Below are 22415 nucleotides of genomic sequence, written 5' to 3' on the forward strand. Positions count from 1 at the left end.
ATGTGAGCAACCGCTTAGCTCGCGATACGAGGATGTGTCACGTCATGCCTGAAGCCGTCATCGTCTCCACCGCTCGCTCGCCGATCGGCCGCGCCGGGAAGGGCTCGCTGGTCAGCATGCGGCCCGACGACCTGACCGTGCAGATGATCCAGGCGGCACTGGCCAAGGTGCCGCAGCTCGACCCCGCCGACATCGACGACCTGATGCTGGGCTGCGGCCTGCCGGGCGGCGAGTCCGGGTTCAACATGGGCCGCGCGGTCGCCGTCGAGCTCGGTTACGACCACCTGCCCGGCTGCACCATCACGCGCTACTGCTCGTCCAGCCTGCAGACCACCCGGATGGCCATGCACGCGATCAAGGCCGGCGAGGGCGACGTCTTCATCTCGGCCGGCGTCGAGACCGTCTCGCGGTTCGCCAAGGGCAGCTCGGACTCCTGGCCGGACACGCACAACCCGCTGTTCGCCGACGCCGAGAAGCGGACCGCGGCGACCGCCGAGTCCGGCACCGACACCTGGACCGACCCGCGTTCCTCGGGGGATGTCCCCGACGTCTACATCGCGATGGGCCAGACCGCGGAGAACCTGGCGCGGCAGAAGGGCGTCACGCGCGAGGACATGGACGAGTTCGGCGTCCGCTCGCAGAACCTGGCCGAGAAGGCCATCGCGGACGGCTTCTGGGCCAAGGACATCACCCCGGTGACCCTCCCGGACGGCACGGTCGTCTCGAAGGACGACGGCCCCCGGGCGGGCGTGACCATCGAGGGCGTCTCCGGGCTCAAGCCGGTCTTCCGCCCGGACGGCCGGGTCACGGCGGGCAACTGCTGCGCGCTCAACGACGGCGCGGCGGCGGTCGTCGTCATGTCGGACGTGAAGGCGCGGGAGCTGGGCCTGACGCCGCTGGCACGGATCGTCTCGACGGGCGTGACGGGGCTTTCGCCGGAGATCATGGGCTACGGGCCGGTGGAGGCGTCCAAGCAGGCGCTGTCCCGCGCGGGGCTCTCGATCGGCGACATCGACCTGGTCGAGATCAACGAGGCGTTCGCGGCACAGGTGATTCCGTCGTACCGCGACCTGGGCATCGACCTGGACCGCCTGAACGTCAACGGCGGCGCGATCGCGGTGGGCCACCCGTTCGGCATGACGGGAGCGCGGATCACGTCGACGCTGATCAACTCGCTGCAGCACCACGACAAGCAGTTCGGCCTGGAGACGATGTGCGTGGGCGGCGGCCAGGGCATGGCGATGATCCTGGAGCGCCTTTCCTGACCCCGGCCCCTGCGCCCCAATGCGGCCTTGGTTGCGTTGAACGCACCCAAGGCGGCCTTCGGTGCGTTCAACGCACCGAAGGCCACATTGGGGCGCTTCGGGCTAGTGGACCATCACCGGTGGGGTGATCTCGTCGCCGTCCGCTGAAGCCGCCGGGACTGCCGGGCGGGACTTCGGCAGGAACAACGCCGGGATCACGCACAGCACCACCAGGACCAGCGACCACACGAACGTCGTCGAGAAGGCGTCCGCCGCCAAGCCCGTCGCGGCGGCGTGCGACGCCGGGTTCAGGATCGCCGCCGTCGCCGCCAGCTGGCCCTGGGCCGTCGGGACGCCGAACTTGCCCGCCAGCAGGGCCGCCAGGATCGTCGCCATCACCGCCGAGCCGATCGCGCCCGCGGTCTGCTGGACGATGTTCGTCGCCGTCGACGCGCGGGCCATGTCCTTCGGCTGGAGCGTCTGCAGGGCCGACGTCGTGATCGGCATCATCGTGCAGCCCATGCCGAGGCCCATCACGAACAGCGCCGACAGCAGCGTCCAGTACGACGTCGTCGCCGTGACCTGCGTCAGCACCGCCATCGCGCCCACCAGCAGCACCATGCCCGGCAGCACGATCTTGCGCGCGCCCACCTTGTCGGCCAGCCTGCCGGTGATCGGCATCATGATCATCGCGCCGAAGCCCTGCGGGGCCAGCAGCAGCCCGGCGTGCAGCGTGGATTCGCCGCGCACCAGCAGGAAGTACGTCGGCAGCAGCATCATCCCGCCGAGGAACGCGACGAAGAACAGCGACATCGTCACCATCGCCACCGTGAACGACCGGTTCTTGAACAACCGCAGGTCGACCAGCGGATTGGACACGCGAAGCGCGCGCACCACGAAAGCGACCAGGAGCACCACCCCGGCCAGCACCGGCAGCCACACCTCGACGGCGCCGAACCCGCCCGCGGACGGGATCTTCGAGACGCCGAAGATCAGCGCCGCCAGCCCCGGCGACACCATCAGCATGCCCACGAAGTCGAAGCGTGAAGCCGCTTCCGGCTCGTCCTTCGGCAGCAGCCGCCACGACAGCAGCAGCGTGATGATGCCGATCGGCACGTTGATGAAGAAGATCCAGCGCCAGCTCACCGCGTCGACCAGCCAGCCGCCGAGGATCGGGCCGCCGATCGGGCCGAGCAGCATCGGCACGCCCAGCACCGCCATCACGCGCCCGATCCGCTGCGGGCCGGCCGCGCGGGTCAGGATCGTCATGCCGCACGGCATCAGCATGCCGCCGCCGAAGCCCTGCAGGACGCGGAAGATGATCAGCGTTTCGATGTTCCAGGCCGCGCCCGCGAGCATCGAGCCGGCCAGGAACAGCACGATCGCGACCATGTAGAGCCGCTTGGTGCCGAACCGGTCGGACGCCCAGCCGGTGACCGGGATCACAGTGGCCAGCGCCAGCAGGTAGCCCGTGGCGACCCACTGGATGACGTCGAACGACGTCGAGAACTCGATGGTCAGCTTCTGCAGCGCGACGTTGACGACCGTGGTGTCCAGGATCGCCATGATGGCGCCGAGGACGACCACGGAGGCCACCTTCAGGACACCGGCGTCGAGCGCGTCACCGTTCGGCGCCGCACCGGTTCTTTGCGTAGTCATAAGGAAGAAGTCCCCCAGTTCGTGGATTCGTCCGCGAGAGTACCGGGGGACCCCGACAAAACGCTCCTCAGCAGATGCTGTCCGTCGGCACCGGGTTCGAGAGCCCGAACAGCGGCCGCAGCTTCAGCCCGATCCACGTGCCGCCGAGCGCGAACACGCCCCACAGCCAGCCGTGCAGGCTGCCGGTCGAGATGCCGCCGAGGTACGCGCCGATGTTGCAGCCGCCCGCCATCCGCGCACCGACGCCCATCATGATCCCGCCGAGGATCGCCGCGACCGCCGTGCGCCACGGGATCGAGCTGTGGATCTTCCACGCGCCCGCGGCCGCGGCGGCCACCGCCGCGCCGATCATGATCCCGATGTCGGTGAGGCTGTTCTTGTCCTTCCAGATCGGGTTGGCCAGCGACGTCGCGTTCGACTTCTGCTGCCAGAACTCCCACGACTCCGGGTGCAGCCCGAACACCTGCAGGATCTTGGCTCCCCACAACGAGAACGCGCTCGTGACGCCCCAGATCCCGCCGGAGACCAGGAACACCGCGCCGGCCAGCACGCCCAGCACGACCGCGCCGGCGAGGATCGGCCACGAGCCGCGGAAGATCCGCGCGAGCCCGTGCGCGGTCGGCACGACGTCCACCGGCGGCGGCGTGCGGCGGCGCTGCACCGCGCGGGTGACCAGGACGATCCCGGCGAGCACGGCGATCGTGATCGCCCACGAACCGAACCAGCCGACGTGGTCGGCCAGCAGCACGCCCTTCAGCTCGGGCCAGCCGCTCAGCGCCGGGTACGCCCAGGTGTAGAGCACGGAACCGGTGATGAACCCGCCCAGGGTCAGGACGATCGTCGACTGACCAGACCCGACCGCGAACAGCGTGCCGGACGCGCACGCGCCGCCGAGCTGCATGCCGATCGCGAAGAGCGTCGCGCCGACGAAGAGGGCGAGCCCGAGCGGGCTGGCCGTCGGCGCCGGCTTGCTGCCGAAGAGCCCGGCGCCGGTGCCCGCGATCAGCGCGATCAGCGTCGCGGCGGTGCCGAGCAGGAGCGTGTGGGCGCGCAGGCCCTGGCCGTTGCCGACGGCGATCAGCTGCCGCCACGCCGACGTGAAGCCGAACCGCGAGTGGAACAGCGCGAGCCCAAGGCCCAGGCCGAGCAGCAGCAGGACGCCGAACTTGGCGCCCTGGCTCGCCCACACATACCAGGTCAGGCCGACCGCAAGGACGCCCGCGACGGCCAGCGGGACCACGCGGACGGGCTCCTCCGGCCGCGGGGCGGGCGCGGCGCAGGAGGTGGGGAAGTCGAGGAACTTCTGTTCACCGGCAGGGGATTCGGTCGTCGCCACCAGTACTCCAGGCTCGGGCGGGAAGGACGACCCACGTTAGGTCCGATGATCGCTCAGGCGCAGCTCGTCGCACAGTGTGGGACGAACGGCGGTGGGACGAACGGAGCAATCCGGATGCCCCTGAACGCGCCGAAGGCCTCCTCGCGAAACTCGCGAGAAGGCCTTCGAAGAGCTGACGGCTATTCGTTCGTCTTGACGCACATCGTCGTCGCCGGCTCCGGGTAGATCGCGACGCGGGTGGCGTCCGTGCCCTCGCACACGCTCTCGCTCGCCTGGCCCGCGACGACCTTCACGAGCTCGGCGTCCTTCGTCGGGTCGGTGCACGGGACCTTGATGTAGCCCTGCGTCTTCGAGGTGAAGTTCGTCAGGCAGTCGCCCTGCTTCGCGTTGATCATCAGGCACAGCTTGTACGAGCTGCGGCCGCTCACCGAGTAGGTGTCGTAGCCGGCGTCGGAACCGCCGGGGCACTGGTCGCTCGCGCTCTCCAGCTTCTTGGCGATCTTGACGTTGGCCTTCGGGTCGTTGCAGTCGGCCTTCGCCGGGTCCTCGCCGCCCTGGGTGAACTCGGTGATCGTCAGGCAGTCACCGGCGTTGGAGCTGGCAGGCGAATTCGAGAACGCGACGATCCCGGCGACCACGACGCCGATGACCACGATGAGGCCGATGCCCAGCAGGATGAACCGGGCAGCCTTCGACTTCTTCGGCGCCGCCGGCGGCGGCGGGAAGCCGGGCTGGCCGGGCGGCGGCGGGTACTGGCCCGGCGGCGGGCCGAACTGACCGGGCTGGCCCTGCGGCGGAGTGCCCGGCTGGCCGTACTGGCCCGGCTGGCCGTACTGCTGCTGGCCGCCCGGAGGCGGCCCGTAGGGATCGGGCTGACCCACCGGCTGCTGGCCCCCGGGGGCCGGAGGGGGAACGCTCACTGTGAACCTCACACATGTGAAATTGAAGACTGACCGGGTCATCCAACACGCAGGGTGAGCACGGCCCGCAGCGGGGTCCCTATATGCACGAATTACCCACAGAAAAGGCGCCCCGTTGGTTACGGAGCGCCTTCACTGCGAAACGGTGAGCCAGGTCAATCTCGAAGGTAGGACAGCAGCCGCAGGATCTCCAGGTACAGCCAGACGAGGGTCGTCATCAGGCCGAACGCGGTGTACCAGGCCCACTTCGACGGCATGCCCTCGCGGATCATCCGGTCGGCCTGGTCGAAGTCGAGCAGGAAGCTGAAGGCCGCGATACCGATGCACAGGATGCTGAAGGCGATGGCGAGCGGGCTGCCGTCGCGCAGCGGGTTGAACCCGAAGGCGAACGAGCTGATCAGGTTGAACAGCATCAGGATCGCGACGCCGACGACGGCCCCGATGATCCACTTGGTCAGCTTCGGCGTCACCTTGACCGCGCCGGTCTTGTAGACCACCAGCATGCCGACGAAGACACCGACGGTGCCGATGATCGCCTGCAGCGCGATGCCCGGGTAGATCACCTCGAACACGCCGCTCAGCGCGCCGAGGAAGACACCTTCGGCGGCCGAGTAGACCAGCGTCAGCGGGCCGCTCGGCTTCTGGCGGAAGATGATCACCAGCGAGATGACGAGCCCGACGATCAGGCCGCCGATCATCGCGCCGATCAGGGCACCGGAGAGCCGGCCGGTCTCGGCCAGCTGGTTCTGGGCCCAGATCGCGGTCACGATCCCGACGAGCAGCGCGACGCCGAGGCTCATGCCGGTCTTGATGACGACGTCGTCGACGGTCATCGGCCGGTCGTCATCGCCGGAGGTGACCTGCCCGGGGCCGTATCCGGGCACGCCGCCCTGGGTCTGGTTGAAGCCCGCCGGGGGGCCGTACTGCCCGTGAGTCTGGGTTCCGCCGCGGGGCAGGTTGCGGAACGCCGGGTTGCTACTGGAACGCACCTGATCCTCCTGGATCTGCTGCTTCGTGGATCGACGCTGCATCGGGTTCAACGACCGCCGGGTACGTGCGGTTCCCGTCGAGTAAAGACGACTTTACTCGACGGCAAGCCCGTGGCCACGGCAGACACGGTATGCGACCGGGATCACGACCGTTCGGCGACCGCCACCCGAAGAGCGGTAGACAGTCCGGCCCCCTCGGCGCGACGCTCACTTGGCGTGCCCGGTCGTTCACCGAACGCGCGTCGGGGAGTTGATCAATCGTGTGACCTGCGGAGACGCATCGTCGTGTCCGCACGTCCGACGAAGGAGCCTACACACCATGAGGTGGTCAACACGCCCGCGCGCGGGTCGCCGCGCGCTCACCGGCCTGGTCGCCGCGGCCCTGCTCGGCGCGCTTTCCACGATCGTCGCCCCCGTGGCCGCCGCCGCGACCCAGGAAGGCGTCGGCCACGTGGTCGAGCCGGGCCAGGCGGGCACCGGCAGCCGGAACTGGCTGGGGTCCTACGTCGTCGGCGGGCAGCAGGTCTTCTGCGTGAGCTTCCAGCTGAAGGCGCCGGACACCGACGAGGTCTACGAACCCGGCGACGAACTGCTCACGAAGTGGGGCACCAAGCTCCCGGCCGACCAGGCCGCGAACATCTCCTACCTGCTGCTGCGCTACGGCGACACGAAGAAGCCGGATGAGGCCGCGGCGCTCGCGCACCTGCTGCACTCCTGGACCTCGGCGCCGCGCACGCCCGCCGACCTCGACGCGTCGCTGCCGGCCGCGAAGATCGCCTACGACGCGCCGTTCCACCTGGCGGGCCTGCCGGCGGGTGCCCGGGCCGCCGTGGACAAGCTGAAGACGGAGGCCGAGACCAACCGCGGCCCGTGGACGGCGTCGGTGACCACACCGGACGGCGACCAGCACCTCGGCGAGCCCGCCGAGTGGACGGTCACCGTGCAGAACGCCAAGGGCAAAGGCGTCTCCGACGTCCCGGTGAAGCTGACGGCGACCGCCGCGACCCTCGGCGACGATAAGGCCGCGGAAACCGCGGGGAACGCGAGCCCGCAGGCCGCCGCGAAGGACGTCACGCTGAAGACGGACGCGGACGGCACCGTGCGGGTGAAGCTGACCCCGACCGGCGACCAGCCCAAGCTCGTGGCGTCGCTGTCCGCGCCGGCCGACCGGCCGTACGTGCGGGCGCCGGTCGACACCGCGAAGCAGCGCGTCGTCTCCACCGGCGGCGAGAAGGAGCTGACGGCGCAGGGCGTCGTCGCGCTCACCAAGCCGGGTCAGGTGAAGGTGACGAAGACCGACGCGAACACGGGCAAGGGCGTCGGCGGCGCGGTCCTGCGGATCACCGGCAAGGACAAGACGTCGCCCGCGCTCGGCCAGGACGGCAAGCCGCTCACCGGCGCCGACGGGAAGCCCGCGGTGGTCACCACCGACGGCGCGACCGGCGGCGTGACGGTCGAGAACCTCCGCGCGCCGCAGGAGATCTGCGTCGTGGAGGCCGGGCCGCCGCCGGGCTACACGAACGCGTACGACCCGAAGAACCCGCCGTCGGCGTGCGGCACGGTGAAGCCGGGCGAGACGCTCACGCTGTCCGTGGTCAACAAGCCGAACGAGGTGCCGCGCGCGATCCCGGCCGGCGACGCGCCGGTGGCGCAGGCGCGGGGCGCGGTCGAAACGAGCTACTCGGCGCCGGGCCTGGCCGGGCTCGGCCTGCTGGTGCTGCTGGGCGCCGGGCTGGTCGGCTTCGCCGCGCGGCGGGCTTCGCGCAGGTAGCCCGGATGGCAGGAAACGACTGGCAGGACGACAGCTGGTTCGTCGACGAATGGCAGCGCGGCGACCGGCGAACCGACGACTGGCCACCCGCCACGGACTGGCAGACCGCCGACCCCTGGCGGCGTGGCGGCCGCCGGAACCGAACCGCGTCGAAGGCCGGCCGGTACCGGCTGATCGCCGGTTTCGCACTCGGCGCGGCGACGGTGCTCGCGGTGCAGTTCGGCGGCACCGTGGTCACCTCGCCGCCCGTCGCCGTCGTGGCCGGTACCGCGCTGCCCGCCGCGGGCGCCGCCGCCCCGGCCGCCGGCTCGCGCACCCCGGCGCCACCGCCGCCGGCGACCACGGCACCCGTCGCTCCGGCCGCGCAGACGCCGTCCTCGGCCGCACCTCCGCCCGCCCCGCCGCCTCAGCGACCGGGCACCGTCCGGCTGCCCGCCGGCGGCACGGCCGCGCTCGTGCGCAAGGACCTCGGCCCCGGCGGCGAGCTGCCGATCCCCGCCGACCTCGGCCAGGCGACCTGGTGGGGCGCCGGGCTCGACGCCGCCGGCGGGGCGAGCGTCTTCGCCGGGCACGTGAACTGGCGGGGCGCCACCGGGCCGTTCGCCGAGCTCTGGAGCGCGAAGATCGGCGCCGTCGTGACCATTGTGGACAGTGCGGGCCAGACCTGGCGCTACCGGATCTCCCAGCTGGTCACGGTGCACAAGGACGATCTGCCCGCGCGGGCCGACGACCTGTTCGGCCAGTCCGGCCCGCACCGCGTCGTGCTGGTGACGTGCGGGGGCCGCTGGGTCGGCGGCTCGGACGGCTACGAGGAGAACCGCGTCGTCATCGCCGACCCCGCCTAAGTTACTCGTGGGTAACATCACGTCGCCGCGAGGTGGTCACTGACGGCCGGATGCAGCAGAATGCCCAGGGTCAGGGATGCGGGCGAGAGGTGTGGAGACGATGGCGACGTTCTTGGTGACCGGGGCGACCGGACTGATCGGGCGCCAGTTCACCCGGCTGCTGCTCTCCCGCCCCGACGACGACCGCGTCGCGCTGGTGGTCCGCGCGTCGAGCAAGGCGAAGCTCGCCGCGCTGGTCGACCAGTGGCCGCACTCCGACCGCGTCACGCTGGTCACCGGCGACCTCGGCGAGCCGCTGCTCGGCGTGTCCGAAGCGGACCGCGAAGAGCTGCGCGGGCACGTCGACCACGTCGTGCACCTGGCCGCCCTCTACGACCTCACCGCCGACGACGAAGCCAGCATCAAGGCCAATGTGGACGGCACGCGCGCCGTCGTCGGCCTTGCCGCCGACCTGCGCGCCGGCTGCCTGCACCACGTGTCTTCCGTCGCCGTCGCGGGTGACCACGAAGGCGTCTTCACCGAGGAGATGTTCGACGCCGGGCAGCGGCTGGTCACGCCGTACCACCGAACGAAGTTCGAGGCCGAGAAGATCGTCCGCGAGCAGGACGAGGTGCCGTGGCGGGTGTACCGGCCGGCCGTCGTCGTCGGGCACTCCGAGACCGGCGAGATGGACAAGGTCGACGGCCCGTACTACCTCTTCCCCGCGATCAGCAGGCTCGCCGGGCTGCCGGACGTGCTGCCGATCGTCGGCCCCGACCTCGGCGACACCAACATCGTGCCGGTCGACTACGTCGCCAAGGCGCTGCTGGAGCTGGTGGTCAAGCCCGGGCTCGACGGGCACGCCTTCCACCTGGTCAACCCCGAGCCGCAGCCGGTCGTCTCGGTGTACAACGCCTTCGCGAAGGCCGCGGGCGCGCCGACGATCACCGCGCAGTTCGGCGAAGGCCTCTCCAAGCGGATCGTCGGGCTGGTCAAGCTGACCGAGCACATCCCCGGCGTCACCATCGCCCGCGACGCCGTGCTGGAGCGGTTCGGCATCCCGCCGGTGCTGCTGGACACGATGGCGTTCCCGTCGGTGTTCTCCTCGGCCGAGACGCGCAAGGCGCTGGCCGGCAACGTGGAAGCGCCGCGGCTGGAGGACTACGCGCCGACGCTCTGGCGCTACTGGCGCGAGCACCTCGACCCGTTCCGCGCGCGCAAGCACGGCCCGCGCGGCGAGCTGGACGGCCGCCGCGTGATCATCACCGGGGCGTCGTCGGGCATCGGCCGCGCGACGGCGCTGAAGGTCGCGGCGGCCGGCGGTGTCCCGCTGCTCGTCGCGCGCCGCCAGCACGAGCTCGAAGAGGTCCGCGACGAGATCGTCGCCGCCGGCGGCACGGCGTCGGTGTACCCGGCCGACCTCACCGACGAGGACTCGGTGCACAAGGCCGTCGACGCGATGCTGGCCGAGCACGGCCGGATCGACATGCTGGTCAACAACGCCGGCCGGTCGATCCGCCGGTCGATCAAGCTGTCCTACGACCGGATGCACGACTACGAGCGCGCGATGGCGATCAACTACTTCGGCGCGGTCCGGCTGATCCTCGCGGTGCTGCCGCACATGTCGGAGCGGAAGTTCGGGCACATCGTGAACGTGTCCTCGATCGGCGTCCAGGGAATCGCGCCGCGCTTCTCGGCGTACGCGGCGTCGAAGGCGGCGCTGGACTACTTCTCGCGGATCGCGGCGACCGAGACGCACGGCGACGGGATCACGTTCACCACCATTCACATGCCGCTCGTGCGCACGCCGATGATCCGCCCGACGAAGATCTACGACGCGTTCCCGACGAAGTCGCCGGAGCAGGCCGCGGACATGGTGCTGAAGGCGCTCCTCGAGCGGCCGAAGCACATCGGCACCCCGGCCGGGCAGGCGATCGGGCTGGCCTACACGCTCACGCCGGGCCTCACCGACGCCGTCGCGTACCAGGGTTTCCGGATCTTCCCGGATTCGACCGCGGCGGGCGGTTCGGGCGAACTGAAGATCGGGCGTGGTGAGAAACACCTCTCACGTGCGGCGATGGCGCTGGCCCGGCTTTCGCGCGGGTTCCACTGGTGACTCTGCGTTTTCCGGGTGCCGCCATTCCGGCGACGCGCCGCCAGGGTCGCGACACGTGTTGGTGATTTGTTAAGCCGACCGGCGTAAGCGGACGGTGCCCGGGTACGGTCGGGCGCATGGTTCCTGAGCGCGACCCCGCCGCAACCGCCCTCAACGGCCTCCTTCCCCTTCGTCGTGAATACACGCAGGCCTGGCACGGCTTCGACCGCAACGAAGTCCGGCAATACCTCGACCACGTCGAGGCCCAGCTGCGCCGCGTGATGAGCGAACGCGACGCCGCGGCCTCGCAGGCCGTCGCCGCGACCCGCGAGGCCGAGTCGATCCGGTCGCAGATGGCTTCGCTGGAAGCGCGCATCGAGGAGCTGAAGAAACCGCCGGAGCGGCTCGAGGACCTCGACGAGCGGATGCAGCGGACGGTCACGCTCGCGCAGGCCCGCGCGGACGAGATCATCAAGCGCGCCGAGGCCGCCGCGGAGAAGACGTGGGCGGGTTCGACCGAGGCGTCGACGAAGCTGCGCGAGCGGTACACGAAGCTCGTCGCGGAACTGGACAAGCAGGCCGACCTGCTGCACTCGGAGCACGAGAACGCGCTTTCCGAGACGCGCGCCGAGGTGCAGCGGCTGACCGTCGAAGCGGGCCAGCGGCGCGAGCTGCTGGACAACGAGGCCGAGCGGAAGCGGCGGAAGCTCGAGCGCGAGTTCGAGTCGTCCCTGGCGGCCCAGAAGGCGGCGCTGGAGAAGCACGTCGCCGACCAGCGCACGGCGAGCAAGAACCAGGCCGAGCGCCGGCTCGCGGAGGCGACGGCGGAGGCCAAGCGGCGGCTCGACGAAGCCACGGCGGAGGCCCGGCGCCGTCTCGACGAGGCGACGACCCAGGCCGCCCAGCGCACGACGGCGGCGAACCGCAAGGTCGAGCGGCTGGCGGAGATCCGCGAGCAGGCCCGCAAGAGCCTGGCGGCGGCGGAGGACATCCTCAACCGCAGCGAGACGCAGCTGGCGACGCTGCCGGAGGAAGCGGTGATCCCTCAGGCGTCCAAGCTGGTGGGCGGCGACTCGCCCGAGTCCGCGACGACGCCGTCGGCCCCGGTCGTCCCGGTGGTCCAGCCGTCGATCCCGGCTTCGGCGAAGCCCGCGGTGAAGGCCGCCGGGCCCGCGCCCAAGCCGGTGGCGAAGCCGGGGAACGCGCCCGCGAAGCCGAACGGCCCGGCGACCAAGCCGGCCAACGGGAACGGCAACGGCAACGGCGCGAAGCCGCTGTCGCCGGCGGCGAGCAAGCCGGGTTCCTGAGCACTCCGCTGAAGGCCGTCCCGAGTGATCGGGGCGGCCTTCAGCGCGTTCCGGGGCTGAGCAGCCCCCGTTTTCCACGCCACCGGCGGGCACCGACAGTTCCGGAGCCTCCGCGCGAGTTGTCCACAGCGGGCAGCGACGCCATGAACGACTCGTTCACCGCGTCCGACGACACGAACGACCCGTTCATGCCATCCGGCCAGCCCCGCTGCCGCCCCGGGCACCCCCAGAGCGCCCCAATGTGGCCTTCGGTGCGTTCAACGCACCGAAGGCCGCCTTGGGTGCGTTCAACGCAACCAATGTGGCCTTGGGGCGCTTAGGGTCAGCCTCGGGCCGTGCGGGGCCAGGGGTTCGCCGACTCCAGCTGGGCCGCCAGGCCCAGCAGCAGCGACTCCCCTCCCGGCCGCGCGATCAGCTGCACCGACGTCGGCAGGCCCGATCTGACCGACCGGCCCACCGGGACCGTGATCGCCGGGTAGCCCGCCAGGTTCCACTGGCCCGTGAAGCCCGCCAGGCGCGTCGACGGCAGGACGTTCGTCAGCCACCGGCGCTCGTGCCAGCGGCCCGCCTTCACCGGCCAGTGCGACAGCGTCGGCGTCATCAAGACGTCGTGGGACTCGAAGAACTCCGAGGCCCGCGAGACCCACCGGTCACGCGTACGCGACCGGATCAGGCCCGCCCGCTGGATGAACCGGCCCACTCGCACGTGCGTGCGCGTCCGGCGCTGGAACCGCCCGAAGTCGAAATCGCGGGCCTGCTCGGCCGGGCCCGCGCACCAGCGGGCCGTCATGCCCAGGACCATCGTCGCCGGGTAGCGCGGGGCCGCCGGGGAAATCGGGTGACCGGCCGACGCCAGCAGCCCCGCCGCCTGCGAAACCGCCGCGACCAGCTCGCGGGGCACCGGGGTGTGCAGCAGCGGCACCGTCGTCGACATCCCGATGCGCGAAACCGGCGGCGGCGAAACAACGCCCAAAGCAGGATCCGAAGCCAGCACTGACACCAGCAGCGCCGCGTCGGCCACCGTCGTGGCCAGCGGGCCGTGCACCGACATGCCGAACCAGCCGCCTTCGGCGAGCACGTCCGCGCCCGGCTTCAGGCCGACCAGCCCGCACATCGCCGCCGGCAGCCGGACCGAGCCCATGCCATCGGTGCCGTGCGCCAAGGGAACCAGTCCGGCCGCGACCGCCGCCGCGCTGCCGCCGGACGAACCGCCCGACGCGTACGTCGGGTCCCAGGGGTTGCGGGCGATGCCGTCCGGGGTGTCGCTCATCGGCCAGACGCACAGCTCCGGCACCCGCGTCAGCCCCACGAGCACCGCGCCGGCCGCCCGCAGCCGCGCCGCGATCACGCCGTCTTCCCCGGCGAGCGAGGACGGCCCCGCCTGCGAACCGTGCGACGCGTACTCGCCCGCGATCTCCGTGACGTCCTTTACCGCGACGGGCACTCCGGCCAGCGGCAGCGACGCGAGGTCGGCCCGCGCACCCACCGCGGCGGCCTCCGCGAGCGCCTCCTCGGCCCGCACCCGGCGGAACGCGCCGACGACGCCGTCCGCCGCGGCGATCCGGTCGAGGGCTTCCTTCGTCACCTGTACCGGATCGAGGTCCCCGGCCCGGACGGAAGCCGCGATCTCCACTGCGGTCGACACCATGATCGCGACCCTAGCCCACGAAAAGGTGACAGTGGCAAAGAAAACGTCTCAGATCGCGCCGGCCCGCAGCGCGTAAGCGACGGCGTGGGCGCGGTTGTTGAGGCCGCAGCGGGTCATCAGGCCGTAGAGGACGTTCTTCACCGTCCGCTCCGAGTAGCACAGCTTCGCGGCGATCTCCTCGGTCCCGAACCCCTCGGCGACCAGCCGCAGCACGTCGCACTCACGGGCGGCGAGCCCGGACAGCGTCAGCCCGTTCGGCTCCAGGACGTCCTTGCGCATCCGCTGGACCTGCGAAAGCAGCGCCCCCTGCAGCCGCGGCGGCAGGTTCGCCGTGCCGTCGCCCGCCGCGAGCACCGCCGTCACCAGCTCGGCGCCGCCCGTCTCGCGGCGCGGCAAGATCGCCACGACGCCGCTCTCCAGCACCGACATCAGGTCGCTCTCGCGGAAGTGCTCGACCACCAGCACGACGTGCGACGCCTTCGCCGCGCGGACCTCGCCCAGCACCGCCTCGGTGACGTGCTCTTCCATCACCAGCAGCACGTCGGGCAGGAGGTCGGTGACCTGGACGTCGGGATGGGACTCCAGGAGGCTCACCGCGCCGGCGTGCGTGATCGGGTCCGAGGCGAGGACGGTCACTTCGACGGGCTTCATGGCAGCAGTGTGGACGGCCGGTCTTCACGCCTTCCCTATTCCGTCTTCACGCGCGTGAAGAAGTCACCGGACGCCGCGGGCCAGCTCGCCGAACGCCTCCCGCGCCCGCTCCAGGCACGCCGGCATCCGCTCGGCCGCCCGTCCCCACTCGCGCTTCGCGCGCAGGTACTCCTCCCGCGCCTCGCCGGTCCAGCCGGCCAGCTCCGGCTCCACAGTGGACTCCAGCTCGGCGAGCAGGCCGTCCAGCTCGCCGGTGATCGCCCCCATCCGGTCCAGCACCAGGTCGGCGAAACCGAAGTCGAGCTCGCCGCGCGTCATGACCGCCGCTGCCGTGGCACGCCGCCGCCGGTCAGCTCGAGGAGCCGGGCCAGCCGCGAGAGGATCACGTCGAACTCCTGCTCCCAGTCGTTCATCGCCTGGCCGAACCGCACCGACGCCTCGCCCCGCCAGGACGCCTGGACCATCGCCATCTCGCTGTTGACGTCGCGAAGGTGCGCGCCCGCCGCCTCGATGGCATACGTGAAGCGGACGGCGGCCTGTTTCATGTCCTCCGTCGGCTCGGATGTGGCCATTTCGGGCTCCTTCGAGGTCTCGGCGACCCGAGCGTCGCGCACCCCGCGGGCCGGCGGAACCCCGCCCGTCCGCCGTTGCCCGAATGTCCGCCATCCTTGCCTGCCGGTTCACGGCGGCCGCGTATGCTCACGTCAGGCATCCGGCGCGTGACGGTTCGTCAGCGCACGAAGGGAGACCGATGTCGGCTGCGGACGGCTCCGCGCCGAGACTCCAGCTGCTGGGCCCGGTCAAAGCGTGGCAGGGCGACACGGAGCTCGACCTCGGCTCCGCGCACCGGCGGACGGTCCTCGCCGTACTGGCGATGAACCCCGACCGCACGGTTTCGCGCGAGGAGCTGATCGACGCCGTCTGGGGCGAGGCGCCGCCGCAGAGCGCCCAAGGCTCCATCTACACCTACGTCTCCGGCCTGCGGCGCGCGCTCGAGCCCGGGCGTGCCAAGGGCGAGGGCCCGCAGCTGCTCGCGTCGATCGGGTCCGGCTACTCGCTCCGCCTGGACGCCGGCGCGATCGACGTCCACCGGTTCGAAACCCTGCGGGAACTGGCCCAGCGCAAGCAGTCGGCCGGCGACCCGCGCGCCGCGCGCGAAGTCCTCGACGAAGCCCTCGACCTCTGGCACGGCGTCCCGCTGTCGGGGCTGCCCGGGCCGTTCGCCGCCGCCCAGCGCGTGCGGCTGGCCGAGGTGCGGCTGGCGACGATCGAGCGTCGCGCCGAAATCGTCCTCGAATCGGGCGGGCACGCCGAACTCATCGCCGAGCTGACCGCGCTGACCCGCGAGCACCCCTTCCGCGAGACGCTGCGCGGCCTGCTCATGCGCGCGCTGGTCCGCTCCGACCGGCGGACCGAGGCGATCGCGGTCTACGCCGACGTCCGCGACCGGCTCGTCGAGGCCTCGGGCACCGAGCCGGGCCCCGCGCTGCGGCGGCTGCACGACGAGCTGCGGGAGAAGCCGGCGCCGAAACCGCCGCCGCCCGTGCACGTGCCACGGTCGCCCGTCACGTCGATGCCGGAGCGCGCGGATGTCTTCGTCGGCCGGGAGGCCGAGCTGGCCCGGCTGCGCGAAGCCGTCGCCGACCTCGGTGCGGGCACCGGGCGTTCGCTGTGGCTCGAAGGCGAACCGGGCAGCGGCCGGACGGCGCTGCTGGCCGAGCTGCTCGCCATGGCCCAGGACTTCAAACCGGCTTTCGCCGCGGCGGACGCGCTGGACCAGCGGTTCGCCCTGCGGCCGCTGCTGGACGCGCTGGGCGTGCACCCGCGGGCCACTGACGAGCGCCGCGCGCACCTGGCCGGACGGCTCGCCGAGCCGTCCGGCGAAGACCCGGTCGACGGCCTGCTCGGGCTGGTCCGCGAGCTGTGCGCGGAGGCGCCGCTGGTGCTCGCGGTCGACGACCTGCACTGGGCCGACGACACCACGTTGCGCGTCTGGCGGTACCTGAGCCGGGAGACGCGGGAGCTGCCGCTCCTGCTGGTCGGCGCGTGCCGGCCGGTGCCGCGACCGGCCGCGCTCGACGACCTGCGGGCCGAACTCGACAACGATGTCACCACCGTGGTCGCGCTGCCGCCGCTGGCCGAAGCCGAGACGCACGAGCTGGCCACCGAGCTGGTGGGCGCGCCACCCGGGCCGGGGCTGCGGGCGCTGGTGTCCGACGGGTCCGGAAACCCGCGCTACGTCAGGGATATCGTCGAAACGCTGCTGGCGCAGTCGATGATCGTGCTCGACGGCGTCCACGCGCACCTGGACGGCAACTCGTTCCGGACCATCCCGGCCCCGCTGGGGTCGCGGATCACGCTGTACCTGAGCTTCCTCTCCAGCGGCACCCGCGACACGCTGCGCTGGGCCGCGCTGCTGGGCCGCGAGTTCTCGCTGTCGGACATCGCCGTCGCCACCGAACGGCCGCCGACGGCGTTGGTCGGCGCGGTCGACGAGGCGATCACGTCCGGGGTGCTCGTCGAGTCGGGTGACCGGCTGGCGTTCCGGCATTCGTTGCTGCGCCGCGTGCTCTACGAAAAGACGCCCGCGGCGATGCGGGTGGCGCTGCACCGGCAGCTGGCCGAGGCGTTCGCCGCCGCGCGCGCCCCCGCCGACCGCGTCGCCGAGCAGCTCGCCGCCGCGCCCGCGCAGGTCGACCCGTGGGTGACGACGTGGCTGCTGGACAACATCGGCGCGGTCGCCACCGAGACCCCGCGGGTCGCCGTCGACCTGCTGCGCCACGCCGTCACGCAGGGGACGCTGCCGCCGGACGCGCGGGAGACGCTGACCGCGACGCTCGCGCGGCTGCTGTTCTGGCTCGGCCGCGAACCCGAGGCGGAGGCGCGCTCGGTCGTCGCGCGGACGTCCGACAGCAGGCGCGCGGCCGAGATGCGCTGGATCCTGGCCTACGTCTACTACCGGCGCGGCGACTTCGCCGAGGCGACGGCCGAGCTGAAGCGGACGCTCGACGACGCCGACGTCCCGGAGATGTGGCGCGGGCGGCACGAGTCGCTGCTGGCCACGCTGGAGCGGCTCGGCGACGAGACGGCCCTCGCGCCGGCCGGGCTGCACCCGCTGGACGACGCGGCGCTGTCCGTGCCGACCCTCGACAGCCTCGACGAGGCCACCGAACCCCTCGAAGCCGCCCGGCGGATCGCCGCGACGCGCGCGGTGCCGGGCGAGATGCACCTGGCCGGCGCGGTGCACTACTACTGGCTGGGCCGGTGGCCCAAAGCGCTGGCCGAGCTGGACGCGGTGATCCGCGACGGCGCGGAAACGGCGTCGTACGTCCTGCGCAGCCCCGGGTCGGCGTTGCTGGTGCACGGCGTGGGCGCGCTGATCGCCGGGCACCGCGGCGACCCGGCCCTGGCCGCGACGCACCTCGACGCGGCGGGCCGGCAGCAGTGGCCGCCGGGGCTCGAGCCCGACGGCGGCGACTTCCTGCTCGCGGCGCGCGCCCTGCTGGCCGAGCAGGACGGCCGGCCCGAGGCGGCGCTGACGGCGTTGCTGCCGCTGCTGGAGGAGAACTACCCGCCGGCGGCCCGCCACCAGTGGCTGCCCGACCTGGTGCGGCTCAGCTTGTGGCTCGGTGAGCCCGGCCTCGCCCGCCGGGCGGCGCGCCTGCTGACCCCGGAGGGCGACGTCCCACCGGCCCACGCGGCGGCGGCCGCCCACTGCCGCGGGCTCGTCACCGGGGATCCGGAACCGGTGCTGACGGCGGTGTCCCACTACCGGGCGGCGGGCCGGTTGCTGAAGCGGGCCAAGGCGACCGAGGACGCGGCGATCCTGCTGGCGGAGTCGGGCCGGCTCGACGACGCGCGGACGGCGTTCCGGGTGGCCCTGACGGCGTACACGGGGATGGGCGCGGTGTGGGACGTGCGGCGCGCGGAGGCCCGGGTACAGCCGTTCGGGATCCGGCGCGCGGGCTCGGTACGGTCCCGGGCGGTCGCCGGCGAGTGAGGGCCGCTGTCCCGGCTCGGCTCGGCCGCCCCTCCCGCGGGACCACCTGCCCGCCCGCCGACGTCATGAACGACTCGTTCAGGGCCTCCGACGCGGTGAACGACCCTTTCATGACGTCCGGCGCCGGGACATACCGGTCGGATGATCGATACCGGTCGGCGCGCCGGCCCCTACCGAAGTCGGGTCGGTCCGGCCGCGGCGCAACCGATCGGGGCTTGCCACGTCGGTAAGCTCGCCGGAGTAGTCGGCACCGAAAGATGTCCGCCGGGGTCCTGGGGGCCCGCCCCCGGCGGGTTCGTCCCCCGAGGGAACGGGCAGCGACATGCGAGGGGAAGCGGACACCGGTCTGCGAGTGGGCGTGCTGGGCCCCCTGCGGGCCTGGCGCGGGGCGGCCGAAATCGGCCTCGGCCCCGCCCGTCAGCGCGCGATCTTCGCCGTGCTCGCGGTCAACGCCGGCCGCGCGGTCCCCCGGGCCGAGCTGATCGCCGGCGTCTGGGGCGACTCCGCGCCCGCGAGCGTCGAGGGCAGCGTCCACACCTACGTCTCGGGCCTGCGGCGGGCGCTCGAACCCGACCGGTCGCGCTGGTCGGCCGCCAGCGTCCTCGTGTCGGACCCCGCCGGGTACTCACTGCTGCTCGACGAGGACGCGCTCGACGCCGCCGTCTTCGACCGGCACCGCGAACGCGCGCAACAGCACCTCGACCGCGGCGATCCCCGGGCGGCCGTCACCGAGCTCGACGCCGCCCTCGCGCTCTGGCAGGGGGAAGCGCTCTCCGGCGTCCCCGGCGGGTTCGCCGAGCGGCACCGCGAATACCTCGCCGAGCTGCGGCTGAACACCCTCGACCGGCGCGCCCAGGCGTTGCTGGCCCTCGGCGGGCACCTCGACCTCGCGCCGGAGCTGGCGGTGCTGGCCGGCGAGCACCCGCTGCGGGAGTCGCTGCGCGAGTCGCTCATGCTCGCCCTCTACCGCAGTGGCCGGCACGCCGACGCCCTCGACGTCTTCCGCGACGCCCGCGCCACCCTGATCAGCGAGCTCGGCGTCGAGCCCGGCCCCGCGCTGCAGCGCCTCCACCAGCAGATCCTCGCCCAGGACCCGGGTCTCGACGCGCCCGCGGCCCCGGTCGAGGTCACCGGGCACCGGCTCTTCGGCCGGGAAGCCGAGACGACCCGGCTCGCCGAGCTCGTCGCCGACGTCCGGGCCGGGCGCGGCCGGGCCGTGTGGATCGAGGGCGAAGCCGGGATCGGCAAGTCCGAGCTGCTCACCAGCACCCTGCCGGACGGCCCGGGGTTCCAGCGGCTCTGGGCCGCGGCCGACGAGCTGAGCACCCGGTTCCCGCTGCAGGTGATGCTGGAGTGCCTGGCGATCGACGCGCATTCGGCCGACCCGCGGCGCGCGAAAGTGGCCAAGGAGCTCGCCGGCGAGGGCCCGGTGCGACGCGGTCTGGGGCCGGCCGACCCGGTGCTCGGCGCCGTCGACCGCCTCCTGGCCCTGGTCGACGAGCTGTGCGCGCGCTCGCCGCAGGTGCTGGTGGTCGACGACCTGCAGTGGGCCGACGAGGCGTCCGTGCTGGTCTGGCACCGCCTCTGCGCGGCGACCCGGCAGCTGCCGCTGTTGCTGGTGGCCGCGACCCGGCCGGCGCCGGACCGCGCCGAGCTCGCCCAGCTGCGCCGCGGCGTCCAGGCTCGCGACGGTGTCGTGCTCGACCTCGGGCCGTTGACCGGCGAAGACGTCGGACGGCTGATCGAGGACCAGATCGGGGCCGTACCCGGGCCCGGGTTGCGCGAGCTGGCCGCTCGTGGCGCCGGGAACCCGTTGTACGTCAAGGAAATGGTCGACGTCCTGCTGCGCGCCGGCGCGGTCGAGGTGAGCGGCGGCGAGGCCGACGTCGACGACCCGGCGGAGTTCGAAGCGCCGCGCTCGCTGGTCGCCGCGGTCGACCGGCGGCTCGACTTCCTGCCCGCCCGGACGCAGGAGGTGCTGCGCTGGGGCGCGTTGCTGGGCATGGAGTTCGCCGTCGGGGACATCGCCGCGGTGCTCGGCACCCGGCCGTCGGACCTGCTGGAGCCGCTGGAAGAGGCCGTCGCCGCGAACGTCCTCATCGACACCGGGACGCAGCTCGCGTTCCGGCATCCCCTGCTGCGCCAGGCGCTCTACGACCGGCTGCTGGCCGGGACGCGGGCGGCGCTGCACCGGCAGGCCGCGGAAGCGCTCGCGGGGATCGGCGCGCCGGTCAAGCGCGTCGCCGAGCAGCTGGTCGCCGCACCGGCCACTGTGGACGAATGGGTGCTGGACTGGCTCGCCGCGCACCACGCGGCCGTGTCCAACCGGGCGCCGCTGATCGCCGTCGAGCTGCTGGAACGGGCGCTGGCCGCGGGCGCCGGCCCGCGGCGCGAAGTGCTGCTCGTGGCCCTGGTCAAGGTGCTCTTCCGGCTGGAACGCAACCCGGAGTCCCTGGCACAGCAAGCTCTCGACGTGACCACCGACCCGGACGCCGCGGAGGAGATGCGGCACGTCCTCGCGGCGCTGCGGCACCGCCGGGGCGACACCGAGGGCGCGGTCGCGATCCTCGCCGCGTCGGCCGACGACCCGGCCGTGCCGGAGCTCTGGCGGGTCAAGCACCGGCAGCTGCTGGCGAACTTCCGCCGCGGCGATCTGTCCGATTTGGACACGGCGGAGAAGGCCGCGTACGAAACCAAGTCGTTCGCCGGCGGTGACCGGTACCTGACGGCGCACGCGCTGCAGTCGTTGTGGCTGGTCGATTCCGTGCGCCGCGAGCACGACTCCGCGCTCACGCACATCGACGCGGCGATCGAGGCCGCCGGCGACGAGCACGAGCTGGCCGACCTGCACCTCGACCTGCTCGACAACCGCGTGTTCACGCTCCAGAACCTCGACCGGCTCGCCGAGGCGGACGCGGCGTTGCGCGCGGCCGGCGACGTCGCGGTGCGGCACTCGATGCCGGTGGGGCTGCAGGTGTCCGTCGCGGTGCACCGGTACTGGGAAGGCCGCTGGGACGAGGCGCTGGTCGAGCTGGACACGGTCACCGAGGACGGCCCGGCGATCACGTTCTACGGCCTGCGCGAGCCCGGCCCGGCGGCGCTGCTGCTGCACGGCGTCGCGGCGCTGATCGCGGGCCGCCGCGACGACCGCGCGCAGGCGGCGGCCCACCTCGACGCGGCGGAGGAGTACGCCCCGGCGACCGGCGCCGAGCGGGAGAGCTTCGACTTCCTGCTGGTCGCGGACGCCCTCGCGGCCGAGCAGCGTGGCGACCGGGCCCGCGCGATGGCCGTGCTCGAGCCGATCCTGAACCCGACGTACGCGCAGATGATGCTGCGCCACCAGTGGCTCCCGGCGTTCGTGCGGCTGGCGATGGAGCAGGACGACGTCGTCCGCGCCCGCCGGGCGTTGGAGGTCTGTGAGGAAGAGGCGGCGAAGGAGCGACGTCCGGCGCGGGCGCACGCGGCGGTGTCGTGGTGCCGGGGCCTGATCGAGGACGACCCGGCACCGGTGCTCGCGACGGCGGAGCACTTCCGCGCGGTCGGCCGCCGGCCGGAACTGGCGGCCGTCCTCGAAGACGCGGCGGTCCTGCTGGCCAGCGGAGGCCACCTGGACGCGGCGCACGCGGCGTTCGAGGAGGCGGCGGAGCTGTACACGGCACTGGGGGCGCGCTGGGACCTGCGCCGGGCGGAGACGCGCTTGCGCCGGCTGGGAGTTCGCCGCGGGGCGTTGTTCTCGCCGGTCCGGCCGGGCCACGGCTGGGAGTCGTTGACGCCGATCGAGGCCCGGATCGCGAGCCTGGTCGCGGAGGGCCGCTCGAACCCGGACATCGCGGCGGAGCTGTCCCTGCCGCGGCGGACGGTCCAGGCCCACGTGACGCGGTTGCTGGGCAAGCTGGAAACCCCGTCACGCTCGGGAGTCGCCGACGCCTTCCGCCGCCGCCCCTGACGCCGTGTCGACCCTCCAATCACGC

The 22415-nt window shown here is 72.7% G+C and carries 15 protein-coding genes; 7 read left to right on the plus strand and 8 right to left on the minus strand.

The window, feature by feature from the left end:
• The first annotated feature begins 44 nt into the window (after positions 1-44).
• Positions 45-1265 carry an acetyl-CoA C-acetyltransferase gene (locus AB0C38_RS25980; protein ID WP_360677821.1) on the plus strand — a complete coding sequence of 407 codons (1221 nt, stop codon included), beginning with the start codon at positions 45-47 and terminating at the stop codon, positions 1263-1265.
• Between the two features lie 102 nt (positions 1266-1367).
• Here the strand turns inward: AB0C38_RS25980 and AB0C38_RS25985 are convergent, their stop codons facing one another.
• The 4 genes from AB0C38_RS25985 to AB0C38_RS26000 all read right to left on the minus strand — a co-directional run bounded on the left by AB0C38_RS25985 (position 1368) and on the right by AB0C38_RS26000 (position 6148).
• Positions 1368-2903: a DHA2 family efflux MFS transporter permease subunit gene (locus AB0C38_RS25985; protein WP_360677823.1), complete on the minus strand. Its 1536-nt coding sequence runs from the start codon at positions 2901-2903 to the stop codon at positions 1368-1370.
• A 67-nt stretch (positions 2904-2970) separates the two neighbouring features.
• On the minus strand, positions 2971-4239 hold the full coding sequence (locus tag AB0C38_RS25990) for a YeeE/YedE family protein (RefSeq protein ID WP_360677825.1): 1269 nt from the start codon (positions 4237-4239) through the stop codon (positions 2971-2973).
• 179 nt (positions 4240-4418) lie between these two features.
• Entirely contained in the window at positions 4419-5159 is a 741-nt protein-coding gene (locus AB0C38_RS25995) for a hypothetical protein (RefSeq protein WP_360677827.1), read from the minus strand.
• 155 nt (positions 5160-5314) lie between these two features.
• Positions 5315-6148 (minus strand): Bax inhibitor-1/YccA family protein, encoded by an 834-nt coding sequence (locus AB0C38_RS26000; protein WP_360677829.1) that lies wholly within the window; start codon positions 6146-6148, stop codon positions 5315-5317.
• Positions 6149-6467: 319 nt separating this feature from the next.
• Here AB0C38_RS26000 and AB0C38_RS26005 point away from each other — a divergent pair, with 319 nt between their 5' ends.
• The 4 genes from AB0C38_RS26005 (at position 6468) to AB0C38_RS26020 (ending at position 12145) form a co-directional block, all read left to right on the plus strand.
• Positions 6468-7919: a hypothetical protein gene (locus AB0C38_RS26005; RefSeq protein ID WP_360677831.1), complete on the plus strand. Its 1452-nt coding sequence runs from the start codon at positions 6468-6470 to the stop codon at positions 7917-7919.
• Positions 7920-7924: 5 nt separating this feature from the next.
• A complete protein-coding gene (locus tag AB0C38_RS26010; RefSeq protein ID WP_360677833.1) occupies positions 7925-8764 on the plus strand; it encodes a class F sortase in 840 nt (279 codons plus the stop codon).
• Positions 8765-8864: 100 nt separating this feature from the next.
• The gene (locus tag AB0C38_RS26015; RefSeq protein ID WP_360677835.1) at positions 8865-10859 is read left to right on the plus strand and encodes an SDR family oxidoreductase; all 1995 of its coding nucleotides are present in this window, start codon (positions 8865-8867) and stop codon (positions 10857-10859) included.
• Positions 10860-10975: 116 nt separating this feature from the next.
• A complete protein-coding gene (locus AB0C38_RS26020) occupies positions 10976-12145 on the plus strand; it encodes a cell division protein DivIVA (protein WP_360677837.1) in 1170 nt (389 codons plus the stop codon).
• Positions 12146-12467: 322 nt separating this feature from the next.
• Here AB0C38_RS26020 and AB0C38_RS26025 read toward each other — a convergent pair whose 3' ends face one another.
• The 4 genes from AB0C38_RS26025 to AB0C38_RS26040 all read right to left on the minus strand — a co-directional run bounded on the left by AB0C38_RS26025 (position 12468) and on the right by AB0C38_RS26040 (position 15016).
• Positions 12468-13793, minus strand: a complete 1326-nt coding sequence (locus tag AB0C38_RS26025; protein ID WP_360677839.1) for an amidase family protein — start codon at positions 13791-13793, stop codon at positions 12468-12470.
• A 48-nt stretch (positions 13794-13841) separates the two neighbouring features.
• The gene (locus AB0C38_RS26030; protein ID WP_360677841.1) at positions 13842-14444 is read right to left on the minus strand and encodes a response regulator transcription factor; all 603 of its coding nucleotides are present in this window, start codon (positions 14442-14444) and stop codon (positions 13842-13844) included.
• A gap of 63 nt (positions 14445-14507) precedes the next feature.
• Positions 14508-14762 (minus strand): WXG100 family type VII secretion target, encoded by a 255-nt coding sequence (locus AB0C38_RS26035; RefSeq protein WP_360677843.1) that lies wholly within the window; start codon positions 14760-14762, stop codon positions 14508-14510.
• Entirely contained in the window at positions 14759-15016 is a 258-nt protein-coding gene (locus AB0C38_RS26040; RefSeq protein WP_360677845.1) for a WXG100 family type VII secretion target, read from the minus strand. The genes AB0C38_RS26035 and AB0C38_RS26040 overlap by 4 nt, the downstream gene beginning before the upstream one ends.
• Before the next feature lie 179 nt (positions 15017-15195).
• On the opposite strand from AB0C38_RS26040, the gene AB0C38_RS26045 reads away from it, so the two are divergent.
• Positions 15196-18444 (plus strand): BTAD domain-containing putative transcriptional regulator, encoded by a 3249-nt coding sequence (locus AB0C38_RS26045; protein ID WP_360677847.1) that lies wholly within the window; start codon positions 15196-15198, stop codon positions 18442-18444.
• A gap of 322 nt (positions 18445-18766) precedes the next feature.
• Positions 18767-22390 carry a BTAD domain-containing putative transcriptional regulator gene (locus AB0C38_RS26050; protein ID WP_360677849.1) on the plus strand — a complete coding sequence of 1208 codons (3624 nt, stop codon included), beginning with the start codon at positions 18767-18769 and terminating at the stop codon, positions 22388-22390.
• Positions 22391-22415: the final 25 nt, after the last annotated feature.

The organism is Amycolatopsis sp. NPDC048633 (genome assembly GCF_040650695.1).
Classification (GTDB): Bacteria; Actinomycetota; Actinomycetes; order Mycobacteriales; family Pseudonocardiaceae; genus Amycolatopsis.

Coding starts and splice junctions, on each gene's coding strand:
- AB0C38_RS25980 (WP_360677821.1), top strand. CDS start 45: ATGCCTGAAGCCGTCATCGTCTCCACCGCTCGCTCGCCGATCGGCCGC.
- AB0C38_RS25985 (WP_360677823.1), bottom strand. CDS start 2,903: ATGACTACGCAAAGAACCGGTGCGGCGCCGAACGGTGACGCGCTCGAC.
- AB0C38_RS26005 (WP_360677831.1), top strand. CDS start 6,468: ATGAGGTGGTCAACACGCCCGCGCGCGGGTCGCCGCGCGCTCACCGGC.
- AB0C38_RS26010 (WP_360677833.1), top strand. CDS start 7,925: ATGGCAGGAAACGACTGGCAGGACGACAGCTGGTTCGTCGACGAATGG.
- AB0C38_RS26015 (WP_360677835.1), top strand. CDS start 8,865: ATGGCGACGTTCTTGGTGACCGGGGCGACCGGACTGATCGGGCGCCAG.
- AB0C38_RS26020 (WP_360677837.1), top strand. CDS start 10,976: ATGGTTCCTGAGCGCGACCCCGCCGCAACCGCCCTCAACGGCCTCCTT.
- AB0C38_RS26025 (WP_360677839.1), bottom strand. CDS start 13,793: ATGGTGTCGACCGCAGTGGAGATCGCGGCTTCCGTCCGGGCCGGGGAC.
- AB0C38_RS26030 (WP_360677841.1), bottom strand. CDS start 14,444: ATGAAGCCCGTCGAAGTGACCGTCCTCGCCTCGGACCCGATCACGCAC.
- AB0C38_RS26035 (WP_360677843.1), bottom strand. CDS start 14,762: ATGACGCGCGGCGAGCTCGACTTCGGTTTCGCCGACCTGGTGCTGGAC.
- AB0C38_RS26040 (WP_360677845.1), bottom strand. CDS start 15,016: ATGGCCACATCCGAGCCGACGGAGGACATGAAACAGGCCGCCGTCCGC.
- AB0C38_RS26045 (WP_360677847.1), top strand. CDS start 15,196: ATGTCGGCTGCGGACGGCTCCGCGCCGAGACTCCAGCTGCTGGGCCCG.
- AB0C38_RS26050 (WP_360677849.1), top strand. CDS start 18,767: ATGCGAGGGGAAGCGGACACCGGTCTGCGAGTGGGCGTGCTGGGCCCC.